Below are 23006 nucleotides of genomic sequence, written 5' to 3' on the forward strand. Positions count from 1 at the left end.
TCAGGCACCCACGCCGAGGTCGCGACGGGCATTGAGGTAGTCGGCGGCCGTGATCGCCTTGCCGCCCTCGCGCTGCAGCACGCGCAGGCGCAGCGCGCCCTGGCCGCAGGCGATGTCGATGCCGTCGCGCGACGCGCCCAGCAGCGTGCCCGGGGCCTTGCCCTGGTTGTCATCCAGCGCGATCGCGCCGTGGATGCGCACGCGCTCGCCGGCCAGCATCGCCTCGGCGATCGGCCAGGGATTGAAGGCACGCACGGTCCGCGCCAGCGCGTGGGCGTCCTGCGCCCAGTCCAGGCGGGCTTCGGCCTTGTCCAGCTTGTGTGCGTAGGTGACGCCGGCCTCGGGCTGCGGCTGCGCGATCGGCTTGATGCCGGCACGCAGCAGGCCCAGGCCATCGGACAACACCTGCTCGCCCAGCGCGGCCAGGCGGTCGTGCAGCTGGCCGCCGGTATCGTTGGGGCCGATCGCGATGTGCTGCTTCAGCAGTACCGGGCCGGTATCCAGCCCCGCTTCCATCTGCATCAGGCACACGCCGGTCTCGGCGTCGCCGGCCTGGATCGCACGCTGGATCGGCGCGGCACCGCGCCAGCGCGGCAGCAACGAGGCATGTACGTTCCAGCAGCCGTGGGTCGGGATGGTCAGTACGGCCTTGGGCAGGATCAGGCCATAGGCCACCACCACCATCAGGTCCGGTGCCAGATCGCGCAGCTGCTGCTGGGCTTCGGGGGTCTTCAGGCTGTCCGGCTGGAACACCGGGATGCCGCGTGCGATCGCCTCCAGCTTGACCGGCGACGGCGCCAGGCCTCGGCCACGGCCCGCAGGACGATCAGGCTGCGTATACACCGCGACCACTTCATGGTGGCGGGCTGCGGCACGCAGCGAGGACACGGCGAACGCCGGCGTACCGGCAAAGACAATCTTCATGGCGACCCCACTAACAGAACGTAAAACGGCGCCGATGTCCGGCGCCGCGCGACAGGCACCGTCGCGCGGTCAACCCGCGCGGCGGTCTCTGCAGACACCTCAGGCAACGTGCTTGCGCTGCTTGGCCAGCTTCTTGCGCACCATTTCGCGCTTGAGCGGCGAGAGGTAATCAATGAACAGCTTGCCGTCCAGGTGGTCCATCTCGTGCTGCACGCACACGGCGAGCACGCCATCGGTGGTCAGCTCCTGGGCCACGCCGTGGCGGTCCAGGTAGCGCACGGTGATCTGGTTGGCGCGGGTGACGTCGGCAAAGATGCCCGGGACCGACAGGCAGCCTTCCTGGTAGACCTGGCCGCCTTCGTTGGCGACGATCTCCGGGTTGATGAACACCATCGGGGTGTCCTTCTCCTCACTGACGTCGATCACCATGAAACGCTTGTGCACGTCGACCTGGCTGGCGGCCAGGCCGATGCCCGGGGCGTCGTACATGGTGTGGAACATGTCGTCGATCAGGGTCTGGAACGCCGGCGTGGTCACGTCGGCGGCATCCATCAACGCGGCCTTGGTACGCAGGCGCGGATCGGGAAATTCGAGAATGGGCAGGAGAGCCATGGCAAATACCGGTAGGGGGCGCCGGTCGAAGCGGCGTACACGGCGATTCTATCGCCAACGCTTGCCCCGCGCCCCGGTTTCTGGACTATAGTGCGCGAACCTGTTGGGGAATCAGGCACCACATCTATGTTTGAACGAACTCGTACGGTCGTCGCCGTAGCGATGCTGACCGTCGCTACCTATGCTACCGCCGTGGAAATGAATGGCGGGCACCCGGATACCTATGTCGTGCGCAAAGGGGACACGCTGTGGGACATCTCGGCGCGTTTCCTGCAGAAGCCCTGGCTGTGGCCGGAGATCTGGCAGGCCAACCCGCAGGTCAAGAATCCGCACCTGATCTACCCGGGTGACGTGCTGAGCCTGGCCTATCTGGACCGCGTCGTGGCCCAGCCCGGCCCGCGCCAGGAGGCCCCGATCAACGGCGTCCCGCTGGAGCAGGTCGAGCCCTTCCTGAAGCAGCTGAGCGTGGTCGACGAGGTCAAGTCGCTGCCCTACGTGGTCAATCTGGAAGACAACCGCCTGCGCGCCACCACCGGCCAGACCGCCTACGTGCGGGGCCTGGAGAATGCCCAGGTCGGCCAGCGCTACGCCGTGGTCCGGCCGACCGTGCAGTACGCCCTGCCCAAGCCGACCGAAGACCTGAACGCCCGCGGCGATACCACGCCCGGCAGCGGCAACGTCTGGAAGGTCTTCATCGTGCCGAGCAAGCGCCACCAGACGCTGGGCTACGAACTGGCCCAGATCAATGTCGGTACGGTGAGCCGTGTGCAGAGCGGCAACGTCGAGGTGACCTCGCTGGTGCTGCAGGGCCAGGTCGACGGCCGTGAAGTCCGCGCCGGCGACCGCCTGGTCCCGGTCGAGGCCCGCCCCTACGACCTGCAGTTCGTGCCGCACGTGCCCGCCCCGCAGACCGCCGATCTGGATGTCCGCGTGCTGGCGGTGGCCGACACCTTCACGGCAGGCGGCCCACGCGACGTGATCGCGATCTCCGCCGGCAGCGCCAACGGGGTCGACAACGGCACGGTGTTCTCGCTGTGGCGCCAGGGCCGCCATGTGGCCCACCGCATGGACTACCCGAACTCGTCGCGCATGGACGATTCGCTGACCAGCGGCGCCGGCCGGGTCACCCTGCCGGACGAGTACGCCGCCCACGCGATGGTGTTCCGCACCTTCGAGAACGTCAGCTACGCGCTGGTGATGGAAGGGATCAAGCCGGTCAAGGTCGGCTATTCGGCACTGCATCCCGATAAGCAGTAAGCGCGGCAGAGTCCTACGCTTCCATTCGACGGCGCCCTAGGGCGCCGTCGTCGTCTGCGCCGCACGCTGCAGGGATGCGTATTCCCTGCCTGGCCTCGTCCACTGCCCTGCTCACCCTGGTCCTGGCCGGCGGTGCGCTGCCGCCCCGCCTGCGCCTGCTGCGCCGGTTTCCGGATGCCGCAGCGGCGCTGCGGGCCGGCCCGACCGCCTGGCGGGCCGCCGGCTGCACGCCCGCGCAACGCGCCCGGCTGGCCCTGCCGGACGAGCGCTATCTGGCGCATGCCCTGGCCTGGCTGGTCGATGACCGCCATCACCTGCTCGCACTGACCGATCCGGACTACCCGGCCCTGCTGGCCCAGATCGAGGAGCCGCCGGTGGCACTGTTCGTCGACGGCGACCCGGCGCGGCTCTGGCATCCGGCCGTGGCGGTGGTCGGCAGCCGTTCGCCCTCCCCCGGCGGTCGCGAGCACGCGCATGACTTCGCCACCGCGCTGGCCGCGGACGGCTGGTCGGTCATCAGCGGGCTGGCGACCGGGGTCGACGCCCAGGCCCATGACGGCGCGCTGCAGGTGACCGGTGGCATGACCGTGGCCGTCGTCGCCACCGGCCTGGACCAGACCTATCCGCCCCGGCATGCCGCCCTGCATGAACGGATCGCCGCTATCGGGGCCGTGGTCAGCGAATACGCACCGGGCATGCCGGCGACCCAGGCGCATTTTCCCGCGCGCAACCGGATCATCGCCGGGCTCAGCCTCGGCACCGTGGTGATCGAGGCCGCCCAGCGCTCGGGCGCGCTGATCACCGCCCGCTGCGCCGCCGAAGCGGGCCGCGAGGTGTTCGCCCTGCCCGGCTCGATCCGCAACCCGCGGGCCCGCGGCTGCCACCGGCTGATCCGGCAGGGCGCGGCCCTGGTCGAGGAACCGGCCGAGGTGACTGCCGGCCTGGCTGCCCTGGCCCAGACCCTCGCCGGGGCCTTGCGAACCCGGTTGGACGCCCCCACTGAACAGGCACGACCGGCGCCCGAGCGCGCCCCTTCCTACACCGACCCGGACTACCAGTGCTTGTGGAAAGCCCTGGATCACGACCCAACGGGTATGGATTCATTGATCCAGCGCAGCGGATTGACGGCGGCCCAGCTGTCGGCCATGCTGCTGGTCATGGAACTGGATGGAAAGGTAATGGCCGCCCATGGTCGCTACTGTCGAAAACCCTAGTTTCTTCACCTCCACAGCGTCGTTGACGCAGGCCGAGGGGCAATGAAAGAGAGCATTCTGGATGTCCTGCTGTACCTGTTCGAACACTATTTCAGCGAAGACGCGGACCTCATCCGCGACCGCGACTCCCTCCAGAACGGCCTGATCCAGGCTGGCTTCAGCCCCACCGAGATCAACAAAGCCTTCGATTGGCTGGACGCGCTCGCCGAGCAGCGGCCGGCCGTCGTGCTGGGCCGCGTCAATGGCCCGGTGCGGATTTTCCATGGCCCCGAGCTGGACAAGCTCGACGTGGAAGGCCGCGGCTTCCTGATGTTCCTGGAGCAGCACGGCATCCTCGACGCCAGCCAGCGCGAGCTGGTGCTGGACCGGGCGATGGCGCTGGACCAGGACGAACTGGACCTGGACGACCTCAAGTGGGTCGTGCTGATGGTGCTGTTCAACCAGCCCGGGGCCGAGGCCGCGTACGCCTGGATGGAAACCCAGATGTTCGTGGACGAGCCGGAACCGCTTCACTGACCGTACACTGAGCGCCTTGCGCATTCAGGAGCGGGCCCGTGGACCAGTGGTTCTTTGCAGAAGGAAACAGTCAGCAGCGCGGTCCGCTGCCTGCTGACGAACTGATCGCGCTTTACCGCTCCAGCCGCATCGCGCTGGATACGCTGGTCTGGCGCGACGGCATGGCCCAGTGGCAGCCGCTGGAAACGGTGGCGGCCGAGATCGGCCTGGACATCCCCCCTGTCGCTGACACCGTGGAAACCCCGGAGCCCGGCCCCGCCGTGCCGCCGGCGCTTCCCGCCACACCGGCCGTTCCCGCCACTCCCGACCCTCCCGTCGCCGTTCCGCCGCCCCGCAAGGGACTGAGCGGCTGCGCGATCGTGGGCATCATCGCGGGCGTAATCGGGGTGCTGGTCGTGATCATCGGCGCGGTACTCGCGGCGATCGCCCTGCCGGTCTATCAGGAGTACGTCGCGCGTTCCAAGACCAGCGAGGCGCTGGTGACGCTGGCTCCGATCAAGCTTGCGGTGGCTGGATTCCACGACGAGTACGGGCGCTGCCCGGTCAACGATGACGAAGGCTTCCAGCCGGCCGAAAGCTATGCCGACGGTGCCATCGGTGCGGTGCGCATCGGTCGCTTCGACAACGGCCACTGCGGCGTGGAAGCCGAGCTGACCGTCCCGGGCAGCACCCCGCTGGACGGCAAGCTGCTGTGGCTGGACTACAACGGCACCGGGCACTGGGAATGCAGCGGCGAACCCGATGACAAGTACCTGCCGCTGGAATGCCGCGGCTGATAACGGACGCATGTCCATGGATGCACCCAACAGGGGATTGAAGCAATGACTGAGTGGTATTTCGCCGATGGCCAGGAACGTCAGGGACCGCTGGGCGCAGAGGACATGCGCCAGCGCTTCCAGCGGGGTGACATCACCCTGGCTACGCTGGTGTGGCGCGAGGGGTTCGCGCAGTGGGCGCCGCTGTCCGAGGCCGTCGATGAGCTGCAGCTGCAGAACCTGGCCTCGGCCGCCAGCAACCTCGGCAACGGCATCGATCTGCGCGGGGATTACACCGCGATCGACAACGGCACCGCGCCGCTGCCGGGCACCGGTGGCGGCACCTACTCGCCGTATACCGCGCCTGCCGCGGCCACCGGTTATGCCGGTTCGGCCGTGGTCGACGGCCAGGACGTGGTCTACGCCGGTTTCTGGAAGCGCTACGCCGCCTACTTCATCGATTACATCCTGCTCACCGTGGTCACCCTGCCGCTGAGCATGATCATCAACGTGATGGGCGCCAGCTCGGGCAACGAAGGCGTGCAGGTCGCGCTGACGCTGGTGGTGATGCTGCTCAGCCTGGTCATCAGCATCGGTTACTACGCCGGCTTCCACGCCTCGCGCGGCGGGGCCACGCTGGGCAAGATGGCGGTCGGCATCAAGGTGGTGCGCGGCAATGGCGAGCGGATCAGCTTCCTGCGGGCTTTCTGCCGCTACCTGGCGACCATCGTCAGCAGCCTGATCCTGATGATCGGTTTCATCATGGCCGCCTTCACCGAGCGCAAGCAGGCGCTGCACGACATGATGTGCGACACCCTGGTGGTGGACAAGTGGGCCTTCACCGAGCATCCCGAGCTGCAGCAGCGCGGCCTGGGCACGGTCACCATCGTGATCCTGGTCATCGCCGCACTGGCCGTGGTGGCCCTGTTCGGCGTGATGATCGCCATGATCGGCGTGATCGCCTCGATGTCCTGATCTGAGCCATCCTCACATCGGGCCGCTTGACATGAGCGGTCCCGGCGTGATTCCACTAATAGGCAGAAAGCTGAACGCCCGGCCCACCCCCGGGCGTTCGGTTTATGTATATCGCCCGCGCCGCTTCACTAATGCGGCCATTTGCTCCACCCTAGCGGCCCTCCCCGGGGCCCTGCCCATAGAATCCTGACGCCATGCCCAAGCACCTGCTCATCGTCGAATCGCCCGCCAAGGCCAAGACGATCAACAAATACCTCGGCAAGGACTTCACTGTCCTGGCCTCGTATGGGCATGTGCGTGACCTGGTGCCCAAGGAAGGCGCGGTCGATCCCGACAACAACTTCGCGATGCGCTACGACCTCATCGAGAAGAACGAGAAGCATGTCGATGCCATCGTCAAGGCGGCCAAAACCGCCGACGACATCTTCCTGGCGACCGATCCGGATCGCGAGGGTGAAGCGATCAGCTGGCACATCGCGGAAATCCTGAAGGAACGCGGGCTGGTCAAGGACAAGCCGATGCAGCGCGTGGTCTTCACCGAGATCACCCCGCGCGCCATCAAGGAAGCGATGGGCCACCCGCGCGAGATCGCCGGCGACCTGGTCGATGCCCAGCAGGCGCGCCGCGCGCTGGACTACCTGGTCGGTTTCAACCTGTCCCCGGTGCTGTGGCGCAAGGTGCAGCGCGGCCTGTCCGCCGGCCGCGTGCAGAGCCCGGCGCTGCGCATGATCGTCGAGCGCGAAGAAGAGATCGAAGCCTTCATCGCCCGCGAGTACTGGAGCATCGATGCGCTGTGCGCGCATCCCTCGCAGCACTTCAATGCGCGCCTGATCAAGCTGGACGGTCAAAAGTTCGAACAGTTCACCGTGACCGACGGCGACACCGCCGAGGCCGCGCGCATGCGCATCCAGCAGGCCGCCCAGGGCGCCCTGCATGTCACCGACGTGGTCAGCAAGGAGCGCAAGCGCCGCCCGGCCCCGCCGTTCACCACCTCCACGCTGCAGCAGGAAGCCTCGCGCAAGCTCGGCTTCACCACGCGCAAGACCATGCAGGTCGCGCAGAAGCTGTACGAAGGCATGGCGATCGGTGAGGAAGAAGGCACCGTCGGCCTGATCTCGTACATGCGTACCGACTCGGTGAACCTCTCGCAGGACGCGCTGGCCGAGATCCGCGACGTGATCGCGCGCGATTACGGCATCGGCTCGCTGCCGGACCAGCCGAACACCTACCAGACCAAATCCAAGAACGCCCAGGAAGCCCACGAAGCCGTGCGCCCGACCTCGGCGCTGCGCACGCCTGCCCAGGTGGCGCGCTTCCTCACCGATGACGAGCGCAAGCTGTACGAGCTGATCTGGAAGCGCGCCGTCGCCTGCCAGATGATCCCGGCCACGCTCAACACCGTCAGCGTGGACCTCTCGGCCGGCAGCGAGCACGTGTTCCGCGCCAGCGGCACCACCGTGGTCGTGCCCGGCTTCCTCGCCGTGTACGAGGAAGGCAAGGACAACAAGAGCGCCGAGGACGACGATGAAGGCCGCAAGCTGCCGGCGATGAAGCCCGGCGACCGCGTGCCGCTCGAGCGCATCCTGGCCGAACAGCACTTCACCCAGCCGCCGCCGCGCTTCACCGAAGCGGCGCTGGTCAAGGCGCTCGAGGAGTACGGCATCGGCCGTCCCTCGACCTACGCCTCGATCATCCAGACCCTGCTGTTCCGCAAATACGTGGAAATGGAAGGCCGCAGCTTCCGCCCGTCCGACGTGGGCCGTGCGGTGTCCAAGTTCCTGTCCAGCCACTTCACCCAGTACGTGGATTACGACTTCACCGCCAAGCTCGAAGACGAGCTCGATGCGGTGTCGCGGGGCGAGGAAGACTGGATCCCGCTGATGGCACGGTTCTGGGAACCGTTCCACAAGCTGGTCGGCGAAAAGAACGAATCGGTCGACCGCGCCGAAGCCAGTGGCGCGCGCGAGCTCGGTACCGACCCCAAGACCGGCAAGCCGGTCAGCGTGCGCCTGGGCCGTTTCGGGCCGTACGCGGCAATCGGCAGCACTGCCGAGGACGCCGAGGACAAGCCCAAGTTCGCCTCGCTGCGCCCGGGCCAGTCGATGCACACCATCTCCCTGGAAGACGCGCTGGAGCTGTTCCTGATGCCGCGCGCGCTCGGCCAGGACAAAGATGAGGATGTCAGCGTCGGCATCGGTCGCTTCGGTCCGTTCGCCAAGCGCGGCAGCACCTATGCCTCGCTGAAGAAGGAAGACGACCCGTACACCATCGACCTGGCCCGCGCCGTGTTCCTGATCGAAGAGAAGGAAGAGATCGCGCGCAACCGGATCATCAAGGAGTTCGAGGGCAGCGAGATCCAGGTCCTCAACGGCCGCTTCGGCCCGTACATCAGCGACGGCAAGATGAACGGCAAGATTCCGAAGGATCGCGAACCCGCGTCGCTGACCCTGGCGGAAGTGCAGAAGCTGATGGAAGACACCGGCAAGCCGGTGCGCAAGGGCTTCGGCAAGAAGGCCGCGAAGAAGGTCGTGGCCAAGAAGGCACCGGCCAAGAAAGCCGCCGCGGGCGAAGCGACCAAGAAGACCGCCACCAAGAAGGCCGCGGTGAAGAAGGTCGCGAAGAAGGCCACGGCGAAGAAGGCCACCAAGAAAGCGGCCAAGAAGACCGTGAAGAAGGCCGTCAAGAAGGTCGCGGCTCCCTGAGCCTGGTTGACCCTTCCCGCCACGGCGGGAGGATAATGCGGGCCATGCATCCGGCCCGCCTGTCATGAACGAACTCACAGTGGACACCGCCCTGCCTGCGCTGCGCGCCGGCGGGGTGATCGCCTATCCCACCGAAGCGGTCTGGGGCCTGGGCTGCGATCCCGCGCACGAGGCGGCGGTGATGAAGCTGCTGCAGCTCAAACAGCGCCCGGTCGAGAAGGGCATGATCCTGGTCGCCGCCGATCCGGCCCAGCTGGACGGCTGGGTGCGCATGGATGCCCTGCCGCGGGACCGCCAGGACGTGGTGCTGGCCAGCTGGCCCGGCGCCAACACCTGGATCCTGCCGGCCGGCACACGTGCGCCACGCTGGATCACCGGCGAGCACAGCGGCATCGCGGTGCGGATCAGCGCACACCCGCTGGTTGCCGCGCTGTGCCGGGCCTGGGGCGGGCCACTGGTCTCCACCAGCGCCAACCTCGCCGGCGAGCCACCGGCCCGCACCCGCGAAGAGCTGGACCCGCGCCTGCTGGCCCTGCTCGATGGCCTGATCGACGGCCACACCGGTGGCCTGGCGCAACCCACGCCGATCCGCGATGCGCTCAGCGGCCAGGTGTTGCGCAGCTGAGCCGGCTTTTGCGCCGCGGCGGCCAAACCCGCACACTGCGCGCATGACCCTGCGCCCTGCCCTGTGGTTGTCCCTGCTCGCACTGCTGAGCCCTGTCGTGCCCGCCGCGGCGCAGACCGACAATGTGCGCGTCTACCGCTGCGTGGGCAGCAACGGCGCCGTCTCGCTGCAGGACGCACCGTGTCGCGAAGGCCGGCAGGAAGTCCGCGACCTGCAGCGCCCGCGCGACCCGGCGCCGCAGGTGGTGCGCAGCGACCGTACGCCCGACCCGGCGCCGGCCCCGCGCGCGCCCGAACGCGAAGTGCGCTACGTGCATGTACAGCCGCCGCAGCCGATGTACGAATGCACGACCAGCGAGGGCGACACTTACGTCAGCGACAGCAGCGAGGGCAATCCGCGCTGGGTGCCGATCTGGACCAATGCCTATCTGCCCTATCCATCCGGACCGCGGCCGCCCCCGGGCGGCTACCCGCCACCGCGTCCGCTGCCCCCCATCGCACCGATGGGCAGTGGCTCGGTCAGCAGCAGCGGTGGCGCGGTGTCGGTGACCGGCGGCGGCACGCGGGGCGGCGGCAGCATCAGCATCGGCGGGGGCAGTTCGCACTGGCAGGGCGGTGGCTATCCGCATCCGGGGCTGGGCACCAACGTGGTGGTACCGGCCGGCAACGTGCTGGTCCGCGACGAATGCCATGCGCTGCCCGCGCAGGAAGTCTGCTCGCGGCTGAAGGACCGGCGCTGGGACCTGATCCGCCGCTACAACAGCGCGCTGCAGGGCGAGCGCGACGCGCTCACCCGCGAGCAGCGCGGGATCGATGCACGCCTTGACCAGGACTGCGGCGGCCACTGAGCGCGCTGCGCTCTACACTGATGCGATGAAACGACGGTTCCTGCTGCTCTTGTTGCTCGTGCCCCTGCCGGCGGCTGCCGACGATGCGGTGTTCTTCCGCTGCACCGATGCGGGCGGCAACCTGACCATCCAGAGCGTGGCCTGCCCGGCCGGGAGCGAGCAGCGCATCCAGCGGATCAGCGCACCGGCCCGCGCACCGGCCGACGTGCCGTCCGCGCCGGTCGCACCCCCCTCCCGTCACACCATGCCGCCGTTGCCGCAGGAAGGTGACGAGGACAGCGGCCTGCTCGACAGCGCCGCGCTGCGCCCGGAAGCGCCGACGGCCGGGCCCGACGACACCGTGCCGGCGAAGCCCCCATTGCCGGAGATCTATCAGTGCGTCTCCGCCGAGGGCAACCGCTACCTGCACGAACGCGAACCGGCGCCGTCGCGCTGCGAGTCGCTGGCCATCACCGGCCTGGGCGGCAGCAGCGCGCCGAGCAATGCGGCCAGCTGCGAAGTCGTGCGCGATGTCTGCGCGCCGGTGGCGGAGGCCCAGCGCTGCAGCAGCTGGCAGCAGCGCTTCCGCGATGCGCGCGGCCGCGAGCGTTTCGCCGCGCCCGAGAATCAGGCCGCCGCGACCGCCGAGCGCGCGCGCCTGGAAGCGGTGTTGGCCGAGAGCGATTGCCCGCTGCCGTGACTGGATCCACCGTATGCCATGACCGCGTACTGCCGCGCACCCTGTGACCGGTAGTGCCGGCCGCTGGCCGGCTCAGAACCCGTAGCGCAGGAACCCGCCATCCACCGCGATGCACTCGCCGGTGACGTAGCTGGACGCCGGCAGGCACAGGAAGCCCACGGCCGCAGCCACCTCTTCCGGTTCGCCGATGCGGCGCATGGGGGTGCGATCGATCACCTGCTCGTAGTAATCCGGATCGGACAACGGCCCGGAGGTGCGCCGGGTGCGGATGTACCACGGCGCCACGGCGTTCACGCGGATGCCGTCCTCGGCCCATTCCACGGCCAGGTTGCGGGTCATCTGGTGCATCGCGGCCTTGGTCATGCCGTACACCGCACCACTGCGTACATGGGTCAGGCCGGAGACGCTGCCCACATTGACGATCGCCGAGGCCGCGTGCCGGGCCAGCAGCGGGTGCGCGTAGCGCGACAGCTCGAACGCCGAGAACAGATTGGTCTCGAAGATCCCGCGCCATTCGTCTTCGGTGTATTCGGTGGCCGGCTTGCTGATGTTGCCCCCGGCGTTGTTGACCAGGATGTGCAGGCCATCGCTGTGGTCTTCCACCCAGTCCAGGATCTCGCGACGATCCTCGTCATCGGAGACGTCGGCGGCCAGGCCGTGGATCTCCCGGTCAGGGAAGGCGTCGGCCAGTTCGTCGCGGGCCATTTCCAGGGCATCGGCATCGCGGCCGACGATCAGCAGGTCCGCACCGAAGCCCAGCAGTTCGCGTGCGATCGCCAAGCCGATGCCGGCACTGGCGCCGGTGATCAATGCGGTCTGTCCATCCAGTCGCCAACGTTGCGCGCTCACGCCCTTCTCCTGCAGTGATCCATGGAATGCGGCACCCACGGTGCTGCCCGGATAGGATAACGCGCGATGGCCCGCGCACCGGCGGCCATCACGCGCGATGCGCGAGGCGGTGGGACACTGGTCCTCCGCTACCGGCTCAACGAGGGAGGTTGCCATGACGATCCGTATTGCCCTGCCGCTGCTCGCGATGATCGCGCTGAGCGCCTGCAACCGCCCGGTGCCGCCGGCACCGGATACACCGCCGGAACCGCAGGCCACCGAACTGCGCGATGCAATCCAGAAACCGATCGACCGCGCCCGGTCGGTCAGCGACACCCTGCAGCAGTCCGCCGACGCCCGCGCCGCCGAAGCCGATCGCGCCAGCGGTGACACGCCACCGCCCGAGCCCAGCCCGTGACCCCACCGGCCGGATAGCAGAACGCCCGGCACAGGCCGGGCGTTCGGGTGTCACATGGTGCCGCTGAGCCCGCTTACAGACCGCAGAAGCAGTACACCAGCGTCTTGACCGGCGCGGCGTTGTTGCGCGGGTCACGTGCGGCGTCTTCGACGAAGCGCAGCTGGGTATCCAGCTCCGGCATCGAACGGGCCAGCATCAGACGGGCCATGCCCGACTCGCCCAGCATCCAGGCACCGGCATGGCTGCCGGCGAAGCCGCTGAGGAACTGCGCGAACGGCGTGGCCGCCTTCTCGATGTAGCGCACGCGGAACTTGCCGGCCTCACCGAGCTTGGCGCGGCTGGCGGCATCGGCGACGGCGGTCTTCAGACCACCGAACTCATCGACCAGGCCGCGTTCCTTGGCCTGCGCACCGCTCCACACACGACCCCGGGCGACTTCATCGACCGCTTCCACCGGCTTGTTGCGCGCGGCGGCGACCTTGCCGGTGAAATCGGCGTAGCCCTTGTTGATCACCGACTGGATGACCTGGCCCACGGCCGGGTCCATCGGGCGGGTGATGTCGAACGCACCGGCGAAGCGGGTGGTGCCCACGCCATCGGTATGCACGCCGATCTTGTCCAGCGAGCGGGCCACGTTCGGGATCATGCCGAAGATGCCGATCGAACCGGTGATCGTGGACGGGTCGGCGTAGATGCGATCGGCGTTCATGCTGATCCAGTAACCGCCCGAGGCCGCCAGATCGCCCATCGAGACCACCACCGGCTTGCCGGCTTCCTTCAGCGCGACCACTTCGCGGCGGATCTGCTCGGAGGCGAACACTTCACCGCCCGGCGAGCTGACGCGCAGCACCACGGCCTTCACGTCCTTGTCGTCGCGCGCCTCGCGCAGCAGCGCCGAGGTCGATTCACCACCGATGCGGCCGGCCGGCAGATCGCCGCCGGAGATTTCACCGGAAGCCACGATCACCGCCACCTGCGGACGCGAGTCCACCGGCGAGCGACGGCTGTCGAGCACGCTCAGGTACGCATCGAGGTTGACGTTGCGGTAGCCACCGTCGGCGTCATCGTCGGCGATGCCGCGTTCGGTCAGCAGGGTGTCCACTTCCTCGCGCGTCTTCAGGCCGTCCACCAGCTTCTGCTGCAGGGCGAACTTGGCCAGGTCGCCACCGGCGGCGGCGATGCCTTCGGGCATGGTGTCGATGCCGGCGGCCAACTGTGCCGGGTCGAGCTTGCGCGCCTTGGCGATGTCGGCCAGGTAGCGCTGCCACACATCGTTCATCCAGAACAGATCGGCTTCCTTGGCCTGCGGCGAAGCGGCATCCAGCACGTACGGTTCGGCAGCCGACTTGTACTCGCCCACCTTGAACAGGTGCACGTCCACGCCGAGCTTGTCCTGCAGGCCGGTGCGGAAGTACTGGCGGTAGCGGCCCAGGCCCTCGAGCACCACGCCGCCCATCGGGTCCAGGTAGACCTCATTGGCCTGCGAGGCCAGCAGGTACTGCGACTGGCTCATGTTCTCGCTGAAGGCGACCACCTGCTTGCCGGCGGCACGCAGTTCCTGCAGCGCGACGGTCACTTCGCGCATCGAGGCGAAACCGCTCGGCTGCAGCTTGTCCAGCTCGAGCACCACGCGCTCGATCTTCTTGTCGGTCTTGGCGGCCTCCAGCGCGCGGATCAGATCGCGCAGCTGGATTTCTTCGGCGCCCTTGTCACCGACCGCCTTGCCCAGCGCGCGGCTGACCGGATCGGCACTGAACTGCTCGACCAAACGGCCTTCCGGTGCGATCACCAGGGTCGTGCGGTCCTGCAGCGATGCCTTCGAGGTCGCGCTCTTGCCCATCGCGACGATGAACAGGATCAGGATCAGGAACAGCAGGCCGAAGAACACCAGGTTGAGGATGAGCCGGCGGGTAAAGTTCATCACATCCCACAGCCCGATGAAGAAGCTGGCGACGGGATTGCGACGCGCGGGTTGGTTCATGGGGGTAACTCCAGAGTGGCTTCTTGCCGTGGTGCCAGAATAGCCGGTGCCGGGCGCGCCGGCATCGGACACAAGTCAGGGTGTCGAAGGGAGCCCGGCGCGGGCGCTGCTCACGCGCAGTCGCCAGGCCATCAGGATGGCAGCGGCGGTCAGGCCCAGGATCAGGCCCAGCCACATGCCCTGCGGGCCCATGCCCAGGCCCAGTCCCAGCCCGGCGCCGAGCGGCATGCCCAGCCCCCAGTACGAGAACATCGCGATGAACATCGGCACACGGGTGTCCTTGAGCCCGCGCAGCGCGCCGGCCGAGAGCACCTGGATGCCATCCGGGAACTGGAACGCCGCCGCATACAGCAGCAGGGTCGAGGCCAGTGCGGCCACGCCCAGATCGTTCGTGTAGACGCCGACGATGGCGTCATGGCCGAACAGCAGCACCAGCGCCGACAGCGTCTGTGTGCCCAGGATGATCAGCAACCCGGCGATCGCCGCCCGGCGCACGCCCAGCCCGTTGCCGCTGCCGACCGCATGGCCGACCCGCACCGTGGTGGCCTCGGCCACGCCCATCGGGATCATGAAGCACAGCTGGGCGACATTGATCGCGATCTGGTGCGAGGCCGCTTCGGTGGCGCCGAGGCGACCGATCAGCAGTGCGGTGACGATGAACAGCCCGCCTTCCATCAGCACGGTGATGCCGATCGGCAGGCCGGTCCGCAGCAGGTCCCAGATCGCGCTCCAGCGCGGCGCCTCGAAATGCGAGAACAGCTGCAGGTGGGCGAAGCGCTTGGTCTTCCACAGGTACCCGGCGAAGCACAGCGCCTGCAGCCACATCATGATCGCCGAGGCCATGCCCAGGCCTTCGGCGCCCAGCTCCGGGAATCCGAGCTTGCCGTAGCAGAGCACGTAGCCCAGCGGCGCCAGCACCAACAGGCCGCCGAAGCCGAGCAGCATCGTCGGCAGCGTCCAGTGCATGCCCTCGCTCAGGTAGCGCATGCAGAAGTACAGCGTCAGCGCCGGGCCACCCCAGCGCACCGCATGCAGGAACGCGGTCGCGCCGGGCACGATGTCCGGCGCGATGCCGAACGCCGGAAGCAGCGGCGGCACCACCGTGAGGAAGGTGAACATGATCAGGCCCAGGCCCAGCGCCAGCCACAACGCCTGCCGGAACAACGGACCGATCTCGCGCTCGCGGCCCGCGCCGTGCAGCTGCGAGACCGAGGCGGTCAGCGAGATCAGGGTGCCGATCGGGATCAGCATCGGCAGCCACAGCAGTGCGGTGCCGATGGTGACGGCCGCGAGCGTGTGGGTGCCGTGGTGACCGGCGATCACGTTGTCGACGAAGGAGATCAGGCCGGTGGAAACATGGCCCAGAACCAGCGGCAGCGCGAGCAGACCGGTGGCGCGCACTTCCCGGGAGAGGCGCGGCGTGGAGGAAGCGGTAGACATGGACGTCACAGACGGCAACTGCGGTCGCGCGCGGAGGGCACAGGCACCGGGTTGCGGCCCGACATCTTACGCGCGCGGCCGGCGAAAAGCCGCGCTTTCAGCTAAACGGGGCGATGCCGTCAGTGGCCGACGTGTTCGCGCAGCCAGCTGTCGCGCGCACCCGGGGCCACCCCGAGGAACTCGGCGCGGACGCGGTCGCGATCCTGCGGCGGGGTGCGCTGGGCGACCAGAGTCAACTGGGTGAGCTGGGACGGCGTGAGCTGGCGCAGCACCGCCAACGCGGTCGGGCGCTGCTCGGCCGGCAGATAGCCGAACAGGCCCTGCAGCTTGGTGAACTCGTGGCCGAGCTGCGGGCCGAGCAGCCAGCCGTCGCGGAAGCGCTGGTCCTGCTCGGCGAAACGCTGGCGCAGCGCCTGCTGCTGGGCCGGGGGCAGCGCCGCAACCCGCGCCGCGGCGGCACGGACGCGGGCACGTTCGCTTTCGCCCATGGCCTGCCAGGCGGCATAGCGGCTGCGCAGCTCGCGCAGCTTGGCCGGGTCCAGCGCCGCCGGCGTCGCCGGGATGGCCGGCGCGGTGGCACTGGTCGGCGCGGGCACGGCGAGGGGAACCTCGACCCGGTTGGGGGCGGCGCTGGCGGCGCTCGACAGTCCCAGGGCGATCAGCAGCAAGGCAGGCTTATTCATCGGCGGCAGCCGTCTCCAGGCCGGCGGTAGCGGGTTCGGGGCGGCTGGGCTGGGCCTGGGATTCGTCAACCGGGACGGGCCCCCCGGCGGCGAACCACGCGTACAGATCGGCATCGCGGGCGGTCGGCAGGTCCGGATCGGCCAGCATTGCCGCATCGCTGGCAGCGTACGGCGACGCGATCGGGGCCACGGTCGGCAGGTCGTCGGCAGGCAACGCTTCCACGGTGACCGGCCCCGCATCGGCAACCGCGCCTTCGGGGGTCGCCACCTCGGGCCCGCCGGCCTGGCGCGCGTGTTTCCACCACGCCGCGCCGCCAAGCAGCACACCGGCGGTGACAGCCACGATCAGCACGCCCTTCCACGGGAAGCGACGGCCACGCGGGCGCCTGACCGGTCGGCGCTGGGCGGGCGCATCGGACTTGACCGGGGTGCGCCAGGAAGCGGCATCCGGCTGCTGGCTGGCCGGCGCCGCGACCGGTTGCTGCAGGCGCTGCAGCCGGCTGGCGGGCAGATCGCGGATGCGCAGCTGGACCTGCTCGGCCAGAGCGCGCCAGCCGGCGGCATCCGGGTTGCCATGGGCATCGCGGGGGCAGGCATCGGCCAGGGCGTGCTGGTAATCGGCCATCGGCAGATCCAGGATCTGTGCGGCCGCCGCTTCGTCCAGACCGCCACCGATCCGCAGCAGGAACGCGAGCCGCGCCGGCGGGGTCAGGCCAGCCAGATGTTCCAGCGGCGACGGCCAACGGCCTGCGGCCGGCGCGCGCAGCGGCGCGCGGTGCACCAGCAGCGACCAGAACCGCTCCGGCCACTGGACCATGGGCAGGTCGCTGGCGATCCCGGCAAACGCCCGCATGACCGCGACCAGGGCCTGCTCGGCGACGGTCGGGTCGCCGCACTGCAGCTCGGCCACGACCAGGGCGCGGCGTTCAACGCCACGGAGAAACGCCGACAGCGCGCCGGCTGCGGTAGAGGAAACAGGGGCGGGCGCAGCCGTCATAGCAACTCCATCATTGTGTGGAAATGATAGCGATTGCGTCACTCCAGCGGCGCGCGGATGTTCATTTCCTGTGAGCGGCCACGGTCCGCAAAGCCTTCCGGCGCAAAAGGTTGTGCACAGCACCACGGAAAACCGGGGTAGAACCACACGTGAGCCCCGCGTCAAGTCTGTTTCAACTTTGTTTCACAGCTATCTTGTTGTTTTCATTGATCATTGTCGCTTGGCTATTTTTTGACCAACCTGAGAAGAACGTCGGAAGTTCCTGACGCAGGGCGGTCACATACGCAACGGCACACAGACTTATCCACAGAAGATGTGGATAAGCCTGAATCTCCAATCAAGTCGGATATTTAGGTGGGATTTATGATTCGGCGCGCACCCCGTTGAGACGGTGAATGGGCGTGATCGGGTCCGCCGCCGCCCGCTACACTGACCCGATGACCTCCTCGTCTTCGACCCTGCGCGTCGCCCTCCCGGTGCCGCTGCCGCACTTGTTCGACTACGCCCCGCCGCCCGGCCCGGCCCCGGATCCGGCGATGACCGGGCAGCGGGTCCGGGTGCCGTTCGGCTCCCGGGAGCTGGTCGGGGTGGTGGCGGGGATCGGCCAGATGGAGGACCCGGGCAGCCTGCGGGCGGCGATCGAGTGGATCGACACCACCCCGCTGGTCACCGGCGAGCTGTGGCGCTCGCTGCAGTGGCTGGCGCGCTACACCCATGCCCCCCTGGGCGAAGTGATCAGCACCGCCCTGCCTGGCCCGCTGCGGCGCGGGGAGGCCGTGCCGGATACCCATCAGTGGGGCTGGCAGTTGACGGACGCTGGCCGCGACCCGCAGCCCAGGCTGCGCAGCGGTACCCGCCCGCAGCGCCTGGCCGAATGCCTGGCCGAGGGCGTAGTGGACGAAGACCGGCTGGATACGTTGATGGACGACTGGCGCAGCGCTGCCCGGTCGCTGGCCAAGCGCGGTCTCGTCGAACGGATCGCGCTGGCGCACGCACCGGCCGTGGCATCGCCGGCCAGCGGCCCTGCCCCGAATGCCGAACAGGCCGAGGCGATCACCGCGATCACCGCCGCCGACGGTTTTGCCGCCTACCTGCTCGATGGCGTGACCGGCAGCGGCAAGACCGAGGTCTACCTGCAGGCGATCGTCGCCTGCCTGGCGCGGGGCAAGCAGGCGCTGGTGCTGGTGCCGGAGATCGGGCTGACCCCGCAGACGCTGTCGCGCTTCCGCAACCGCCTGGGCATTCCGGTGCATGTGCTGCACTCGGGCTTGAACGACAACGAGCGTGCCCGCGTCTGGGCGGCCGCCGCGCGGGGCGAAGCACAGGTCATCGTCGGCACGCGTTCGGCGGTGTTCACCCCGCTGCCGAATGCGGGCCTGATCGTCGTCGACGAGGAGCACGACGGCAGCTACAAACAGCAGGACGGCATCCGCTACCACGCGCGTGATTTCGCGCTGGTACGCGCCAAGGCGCTGGACGTGGCGGTGGTGCTCGGCAGCGCCACGCCGTCACTGGAATCGCTGCACAACGCGCAGGCCGGGCGGTACACCCACCTGCGCCTGAAGCAGCGCGCGGGCGCGGCGCGTCCGCCGGTAGTCCGCGTGCTCGACGTGCGCAAACGGCCGCTGCGCGATGGGCTCTCGCCGGAAGTACTGGCCGGCATCACCCAGCACCTGCAGGCCGGGCACCAGGTGCTCGTCTTCAAGAACCGCCGCGGCTATGCCCCCGTGCTGCTCTGCCACGACTGCGGCTGGACCGCACCGTGCCAGCGCTGCGATGCGCCGATGACCGTGCACGCCGGCGGCCGCCGCCTGCAGTGCCACCACTGTGGCGCACGCCAGTCCGCGCCGCTGGCGTGCCCGGACTGCGGCAGCCTCGCGCTGCAGCCGCAGGGCATCGGGACCGAACGGCTGGAAGAACACCTGGTCGAAGCCTTCCCGGACTTCCCGGTGATCCGCATCGACCGCGGCACCACCGGCAAGCGCGATGCGCTGGAAACCCAGCTGGCCTCGCTCGGCAATCGCGCGGGCATCCTGGTCGGCACGCAGATCCTGGCCAAGGGCCACGACCTGCCGAAGCTGACCCTGGTGGTGGTGGTGGGGATCGATGAAGGCCTGTTTTCGGCCGACTTCCGCGCCAGCGAAAAACTCGCGCAGCAGCTGATCCAGGTCGCCGGCCGCGCCGGGCGCGCGGTCGATGCCGGTGAGGTCTGGCTGCAGACGCATCACCCCGGGCATCCCCTGCTGGAGACGCTGGTCAACGGCGGCTACCACGCCTTCGCCGAGGCCGAACTGCAGCAGCGCGAAGCGGCCGGTTTCCCGCCGTTCGCGCACCTGGCGCTGCTGCGTGCCGAAGCGCAGCAGGTGGAGCATGCCAACGCGATGCTGAGTGCCGTGCGTGCCCTGATTCCCGACGATGCCGCCGTGGAACGCTACGGCCCGATGCCGGCACCGATGCCCCGCCGTGCCGGCTACCAGCGCACCCAGCTGCTGTTGTCCTCACCCGCCCGGCGTCCACTGCATGGCGTGCTGGATCAGGTGACGCCGCAGATCTCCGCGCTGCCCCAGGCACGCAAGGTGCGCTGGTCGCTGGATGTGGATCCGATGGATCTGTATTAGGCCGGCAACCCGATCAGGTCAACGCCGTCATGACCCCACGCTGATACGCCGGCCGCTGCTTCAACCGCTCGTACCACGCCGCCAGATGCGGCAGGTCCGGGCGCTGGATCGGCATCTCGAACCAGGCATAGATGAAGGCGCCCAGCGGGATATCGCCCATCGCGAACTGCTCGCCGGACAGATACGGCTGCCGCGACAGCGCGTCATCGGTCATCGCCAGCAGCTCGCCGGAGCGCACCAGCGCCGCCGCGATACGGGCCTCGTCACGGTCGGCCGGGGCCGTCCGCAGCGTGCCCCAGAACAGATCGCGGAACACCCCGGCGAAGGTCGAGGTGGTCCAGTCCATCCACTTCTCCGACTGTGCGCGCGCCACCACGTCTTCCGGGTACAAGGTGCCCAGCGCGTAGCGCGCGGAGAGATAGCGCACGATCGTGTTGGACTCCCACAGCGGCAGGCCGTGGTCTTCGATCACCGGCACCAGCCCGTTGGGATTCATCGCACGGTATTCCGGCGACTGCGTGCCACCGAATGCACCGCCGACCTCGATCGACTCGTACGGCGCCCCGATCTCCTCGGCACACCACAGCACTTTGCGCACGTTGCTGGAATTGCGACGGCCCCAGATTTTCAGCATGGTCGGACTCTCGTAGCGGGCGATGCGCGGCACCGGGGTCGCGCGGTGCCGCTACGATACGCCCAACCGCACGCCGTTACTTCGCCGCCTTCGCCGCACTCTTCTTGGGCAGCGCGCGCACATAGGTCGATTTGCCGTCCTTCTTCATCTCGAACAGGCCGGTCGCGGCCAGCAGATCACTGAGTTTGCCGTACCCGTAATTGCGCGAATCGAACGAAGCCTGGTTGCCGATCTGGCTGCCGACCGGGCCCAGGTGCGACCAGCCATCCTCGGCTTCGGCCGAGGTCACCGCGCGCCGCAGCATCTGCACCAGCCGGGTGTCGTTGCGCAGCTCCGGGCCACTCTTGCGCGGGCGGGTTTCCTCGTTGTCCTGCTCCACCTCCTGATCGGCCGCATGCGGCTGACCCAGGGCTTCGATGTAGGTGAACTTCGAGCAGGCGTTGACGAACGGCTCCGGCGTTTTCTTCTCGCCGAAGCCATATACCTTGACCCCGTCGGTCAGCAGGCGCATCACCAGCGGGGTGAAATCCGCGTCGCTGGAGACGATCGCGAAGCCGTCCAGATTGCGGGCGTACAGCATGTCCATCGCGTCGATCACCATCGCCATGTCCGAGGCGTTCTTGCCGCGGCTGTAGGCGAACTGCTGGATCGGGCGGATCGCGTATTCGTGCAACACCGATTCCCACCCTTTCAGGCGCGGGCTCTTCCAGTTGCCGTAGGCGCGGCGGACATTGGCCACGCCGTAGCGGGCGACTTCGGCCAGCACCGCATCGATCTTGGACGAGGGCGCGTTGTCGGCATCGATCAGCAGGGCGATGCGCTTTTCCGGTTCGGACATCTCGGTCTCCAGCGTGGGATCGGATCGGCCATCGGGCAAGCGCGATGGCCCCTGAACCCAGTATCGGCCATCGACGTGAACATCGCGCTTCACGTGCGACCATGGGCCGCATCACGAGACGACCTGCGCCGCCCCCCTCCGGCGCCCGCCAAGGAGTGAAGCATGACCCGCGATCCCACGCCCCACCTGCTCATCATCGGTGGTGGTTTTGCCGGCCTCTGGGCCACCCGCGCCCTCGCCTCGGCGCACGTGCGCATCACCCTGGTGGACCGTCGCAACCACCACCTGTTCCAGCCCCTGCTCTACCAGGTGGCCACGGCGGGCCTGTCGGCCCCGGATATCGCCGCGCCGCTGCGCCACATCCTCGGCGACCAGCGCAACGTTGAAGTGCGGCTGGGCGAAGTGACCGACATCGACAAGGCGGCGCGCACCGCGACCCTGGCCGATGGCACGCAGATCGCCTACGACACCCTGATGCTGTGCACCGGTGCCACCCATGCCTACTTCGGCCACGACGAATGGGCCGCCGATGCGCCGGGCCTGAAGACGCTGGACGATGCCATCGCGCTGCGCCGCAAGCTGCTGCTCGCCTTCGAGCGCGCCGAAGCCGAACCCGATCCCGCGCGCAAAGCGGCGTGGCTCAGTTTCGCCGTGGTCGGCGGTGGCCCCACCGGCGTGGAACTGGCCGGCACCCTGGCCGAGATCGCACGGCACACGCTGCGCAATGAGTTCCGCCATATCGATCCCGCCTCGGCCAAGGTCCGCCTGGTCGAGGCCGGCCCGCGCGTGCTGTCGACCTTCCCCGAGGTGCTCTCGCTCAAGGCGCGTCGGCAGCTGGAGAAGCTGGGCGTGGAAGTGCTCACCGGCACCCCCGTCAGCGACATCAATGCCGAAGGCTTCCAGCTCGGCGACCGCTTCGTCGAGGCTCGTACCGTGGTCTGGGCCGCGGGTGTCGCCGCCTCACCGCTGGCGCGTACGCTGGACGTCCCACTGGATCGCGCCGGCCGCGTGCCGGTGCAGCCCGATCTCACGCTGGACGGCCACCCGGAGATCTTCGTCGCCGGCGACCTCGCCGCACTGACCCAGGCCGACGGCAAACCGGTGCCCGGCGTCGCGCCGGCGGCCAAGCAGATGGGCAAGCACGTGGCGACCACGATCCAGGCACGCCTGGCCGGCAAGCCTGCGCCGGGCCCGTTCAACTACCAGGACTTCGGCAACCTGGCGACCATCGGCCGCATGGCCGCGATCGTCCACCTCGGACGCCTGCAGCTCTCCGGCGTGCTGGCCTGGTGGTTCTGGCTGGCCGCGCACGTGTTCTTCCTGATCGGCTTCCGCAACCGCGTCGTGGTGCTGCTGAACTGGGCGGTGGCGTACTGGAGCTACCAGCGCAGCGCGCGGATCATCTTCGGTGATGCGCAGGATGATCGCCGGCCGAAACGACCGCCGACGCCCTGATCGTCCGT

21 protein-coding genes are annotated in these 23006 nt (G+C 68.7%); 12 read left to right on the forward strand and 9 right to left on the reverse strand.

Annotated elements, in window-relative coordinates:
* Together fmt and def are read right to left on the reverse strand one after the other, a co-directional pair.
* Complete coding sequence (gene fmt / locus ABE424_RS09635) at window positions 1–924, reverse strand: methionyl-tRNA formyltransferase (protein ID WP_179459935.1); 924 nt, start codon at window positions 922–924, stop codon at window positions 1–3.
* Window positions 925–1023: 99 nt separating this feature from the next.
* Window positions 1024–1536: a peptide deformylase gene (gene def / locus ABE424_RS09640; RefSeq protein ID WP_176988070.1), complete on the reverse strand. Its 513-nt coding sequence runs from the start codon at window positions 1534–1536 to the stop codon at window positions 1024–1026.
* 126 nt (window positions 1537–1662) lie between these two features.
* On the opposite strand from def, the gene ABE424_RS09645 reads away from it, so the two are divergent.
* From ABE424_RS09645 to ABE424_RS09685, 9 genes are all read left to right on the forward strand, one after another.
* Window positions 1663–2793, forward strand: a complete 1131-nt coding sequence (locus tag ABE424_RS09645) for a LysM peptidoglycan-binding domain-containing protein (RefSeq protein ID WP_346490723.1) — start codon at window positions 1663–1665, stop codon at window positions 2791–2793.
* Between the two features lie 74 nt (window positions 2794–2867).
* Window positions 2868–4007, forward strand: coding sequence for a DNA-processing protein DprA (gene dprA / locus ABE424_RS09650; RefSeq protein WP_346490722.1), 1140 nt, complete (start codon window positions 2868–2870; stop codon window positions 4005–4007).
* Between the two features lie 42 nt (window positions 4008–4049).
* Window positions 4050–4523 carry a DUF494 family protein gene (locus tag ABE424_RS09655; RefSeq protein ID WP_088433666.1) on the forward strand — a complete coding sequence of 158 codons (474 nt, stop codon included), beginning with the start codon at window positions 4050–4052 and terminating at the stop codon, window positions 4521–4523.
* 38 nt (window positions 4524–4561) lie between these two features.
* Window positions 4562–5299 carry a GYF domain-containing protein gene (locus ABE424_RS09660; RefSeq protein WP_346490721.1) on the forward strand — a complete coding sequence of 246 codons (738 nt, stop codon included), beginning with the start codon at window positions 4562–4564 and terminating at the stop codon, window positions 5297–5299.
* A 45-nt stretch (window positions 5300–5344) separates the two neighbouring features.
* Window positions 5345–6253, forward strand: a complete 909-nt coding sequence (locus ABE424_RS09665; protein ID WP_346490720.1) for an RDD family protein — start codon at window positions 5345–5347, stop codon at window positions 6251–6253.
* A gap of 194 nt (window positions 6254–6447) precedes the next feature.
* A complete protein-coding gene (locus tag ABE424_RS09670) occupies window positions 6448–8955 on the forward strand; it encodes a DNA topoisomerase I (RefSeq protein WP_346490719.1) in 2508 nt (835 codons plus the stop codon).
* Between the two features lie 64 nt (window positions 8956–9019).
* A complete protein-coding gene (locus tag ABE424_RS09675) occupies window positions 9020–9580 on the forward strand; it encodes a Sua5/YciO/YrdC/YwlC family protein (RefSeq protein WP_346490718.1) in 561 nt (186 codons plus the stop codon).
* A gap of 43 nt (window positions 9581–9623) precedes the next feature.
* Window positions 9624–10427, forward strand: a complete 804-nt coding sequence (locus tag ABE424_RS09680; RefSeq protein ID WP_346490717.1) for a DUF4124 domain-containing protein — start codon at window positions 9624–9626, stop codon at window positions 10425–10427.
* A 25-nt stretch (window positions 10428–10452) separates the two neighbouring features.
* Window positions 10453–11106: a DUF4124 domain-containing protein gene (locus tag ABE424_RS09685; protein WP_346490716.1), complete on the forward strand. Its 654-nt coding sequence runs from the start codon at window positions 10453–10455 to the stop codon at window positions 11104–11106.
* A gap of 72 nt (window positions 11107–11178) precedes the next feature.
* On the opposite strand, the gene ABE424_RS09690 is transcribed toward ABE424_RS09685, so the two are convergent.
* Window positions 11179–11955: an SDR family oxidoreductase gene (locus ABE424_RS09690; protein WP_019183576.1), complete on the reverse strand. Its 777-nt coding sequence runs from the start codon at window positions 11953–11955 to the stop codon at window positions 11179–11181.
* Window positions 11956–12109: 154 nt separating this feature from the next.
* On the opposite strand from ABE424_RS09690, the gene ABE424_RS09695 reads away from it, so the two are divergent.
* Window positions 12110–12352, forward strand: coding sequence for a hypothetical protein (locus ABE424_RS09695; RefSeq protein WP_346477803.1), 243 nt, complete (start codon window positions 12110–12112; stop codon window positions 12350–12352).
* Window positions 12353–12425: 73 nt separating this feature from the next.
* Here the strand turns inward: ABE424_RS09695 and sppA are convergent, their stop codons facing one another.
* The 4 genes from sppA to ABE424_RS09715 form a co-directional block, all read right to left on the reverse strand.
* Window positions 12426–14333, reverse strand: a complete 1908-nt coding sequence (sppA, locus tag ABE424_RS09700; protein ID WP_176988060.1) for a signal peptide peptidase SppA — start codon at window positions 14331–14333, stop codon at window positions 12426–12428.
* A 75-nt stretch (window positions 14334–14408) separates the two neighbouring features.
* Window positions 14409–15773: an MATE family efflux transporter gene (locus ABE424_RS09705; RefSeq protein ID WP_346490715.1), complete on the reverse strand. Its 1365-nt coding sequence runs from the start codon at window positions 15771–15773 to the stop codon at window positions 14409–14411.
* 119 nt (window positions 15774–15892) lie between these two features.
* On the reverse strand, window positions 15893–16456 hold the full coding sequence (locus ABE424_RS09710) for a DUF3106 domain-containing protein (RefSeq protein ID WP_346490714.1): 564 nt from the start codon (window positions 16454–16456) through the stop codon (window positions 15893–15895).
* The gene (locus ABE424_RS09715) at window positions 16449–17453 is read right to left on the reverse strand and encodes a hypothetical protein (protein ID WP_346490713.1); all 1005 of its coding nucleotides are present in this window, start codon (window positions 17451–17453) and stop codon (window positions 16449–16451) included. The genes ABE424_RS09710 and ABE424_RS09715 overlap by 8 nt, the downstream gene beginning before the upstream one ends.
* A gap of 437 nt (window positions 17454–17890) precedes the next feature.
* Between ABE424_RS09715 and ABE424_RS09720 the strand changes: the two genes are divergently transcribed.
* The gene (locus ABE424_RS09720; protein WP_346490759.1) at window positions 17891–20071 is read left to right on the forward strand and encodes a primosomal protein N'; all 2181 of its coding nucleotides are present in this window, start codon (window positions 17891–17893) and stop codon (window positions 20069–20071) included.
* Window positions 20072–20084: 13 nt separating this feature from the next.
* Here the strand turns inward: ABE424_RS09720 and ABE424_RS09725 are convergent, their stop codons facing one another.
* On the reverse strand, window positions 20085–20705 hold the full coding sequence (locus tag ABE424_RS09725; RefSeq protein ID WP_346490712.1) for a glutathione S-transferase: 621 nt from the start codon (window positions 20703–20705) through the stop codon (window positions 20085–20087).
* A gap of 76 nt (window positions 20706–20781) precedes the next feature.
* A complete protein-coding gene (locus ABE424_RS09730) occupies window positions 20782–21543 on the reverse strand; it encodes an NYN domain-containing protein (RefSeq protein ID WP_123730048.1) in 762 nt (253 codons plus the stop codon).
* Between the two features lie 162 nt (window positions 21544–21705).
* Between ABE424_RS09730 and ABE424_RS09735 the strand changes: the two genes are divergently transcribed.
* A complete protein-coding gene (locus tag ABE424_RS09735) occupies window positions 21706–22998 on the forward strand; it encodes an NAD(P)/FAD-dependent oxidoreductase (RefSeq protein WP_346477809.1) in 1293 nt (430 codons plus the stop codon).
* Window positions 22999–23006: the final 8 nt, after the last annotated feature.

Source organism: Stenotrophomonas sp. TWI1149 (assembly GCF_039673155.1).
GTDB classification, from domain to species: Bacteria; Pseudomonadota; Gammaproteobacteria; order Xanthomonadales; family Xanthomonadaceae; genus Stenotrophomonas; species Stenotrophomonas maltophilia_AA.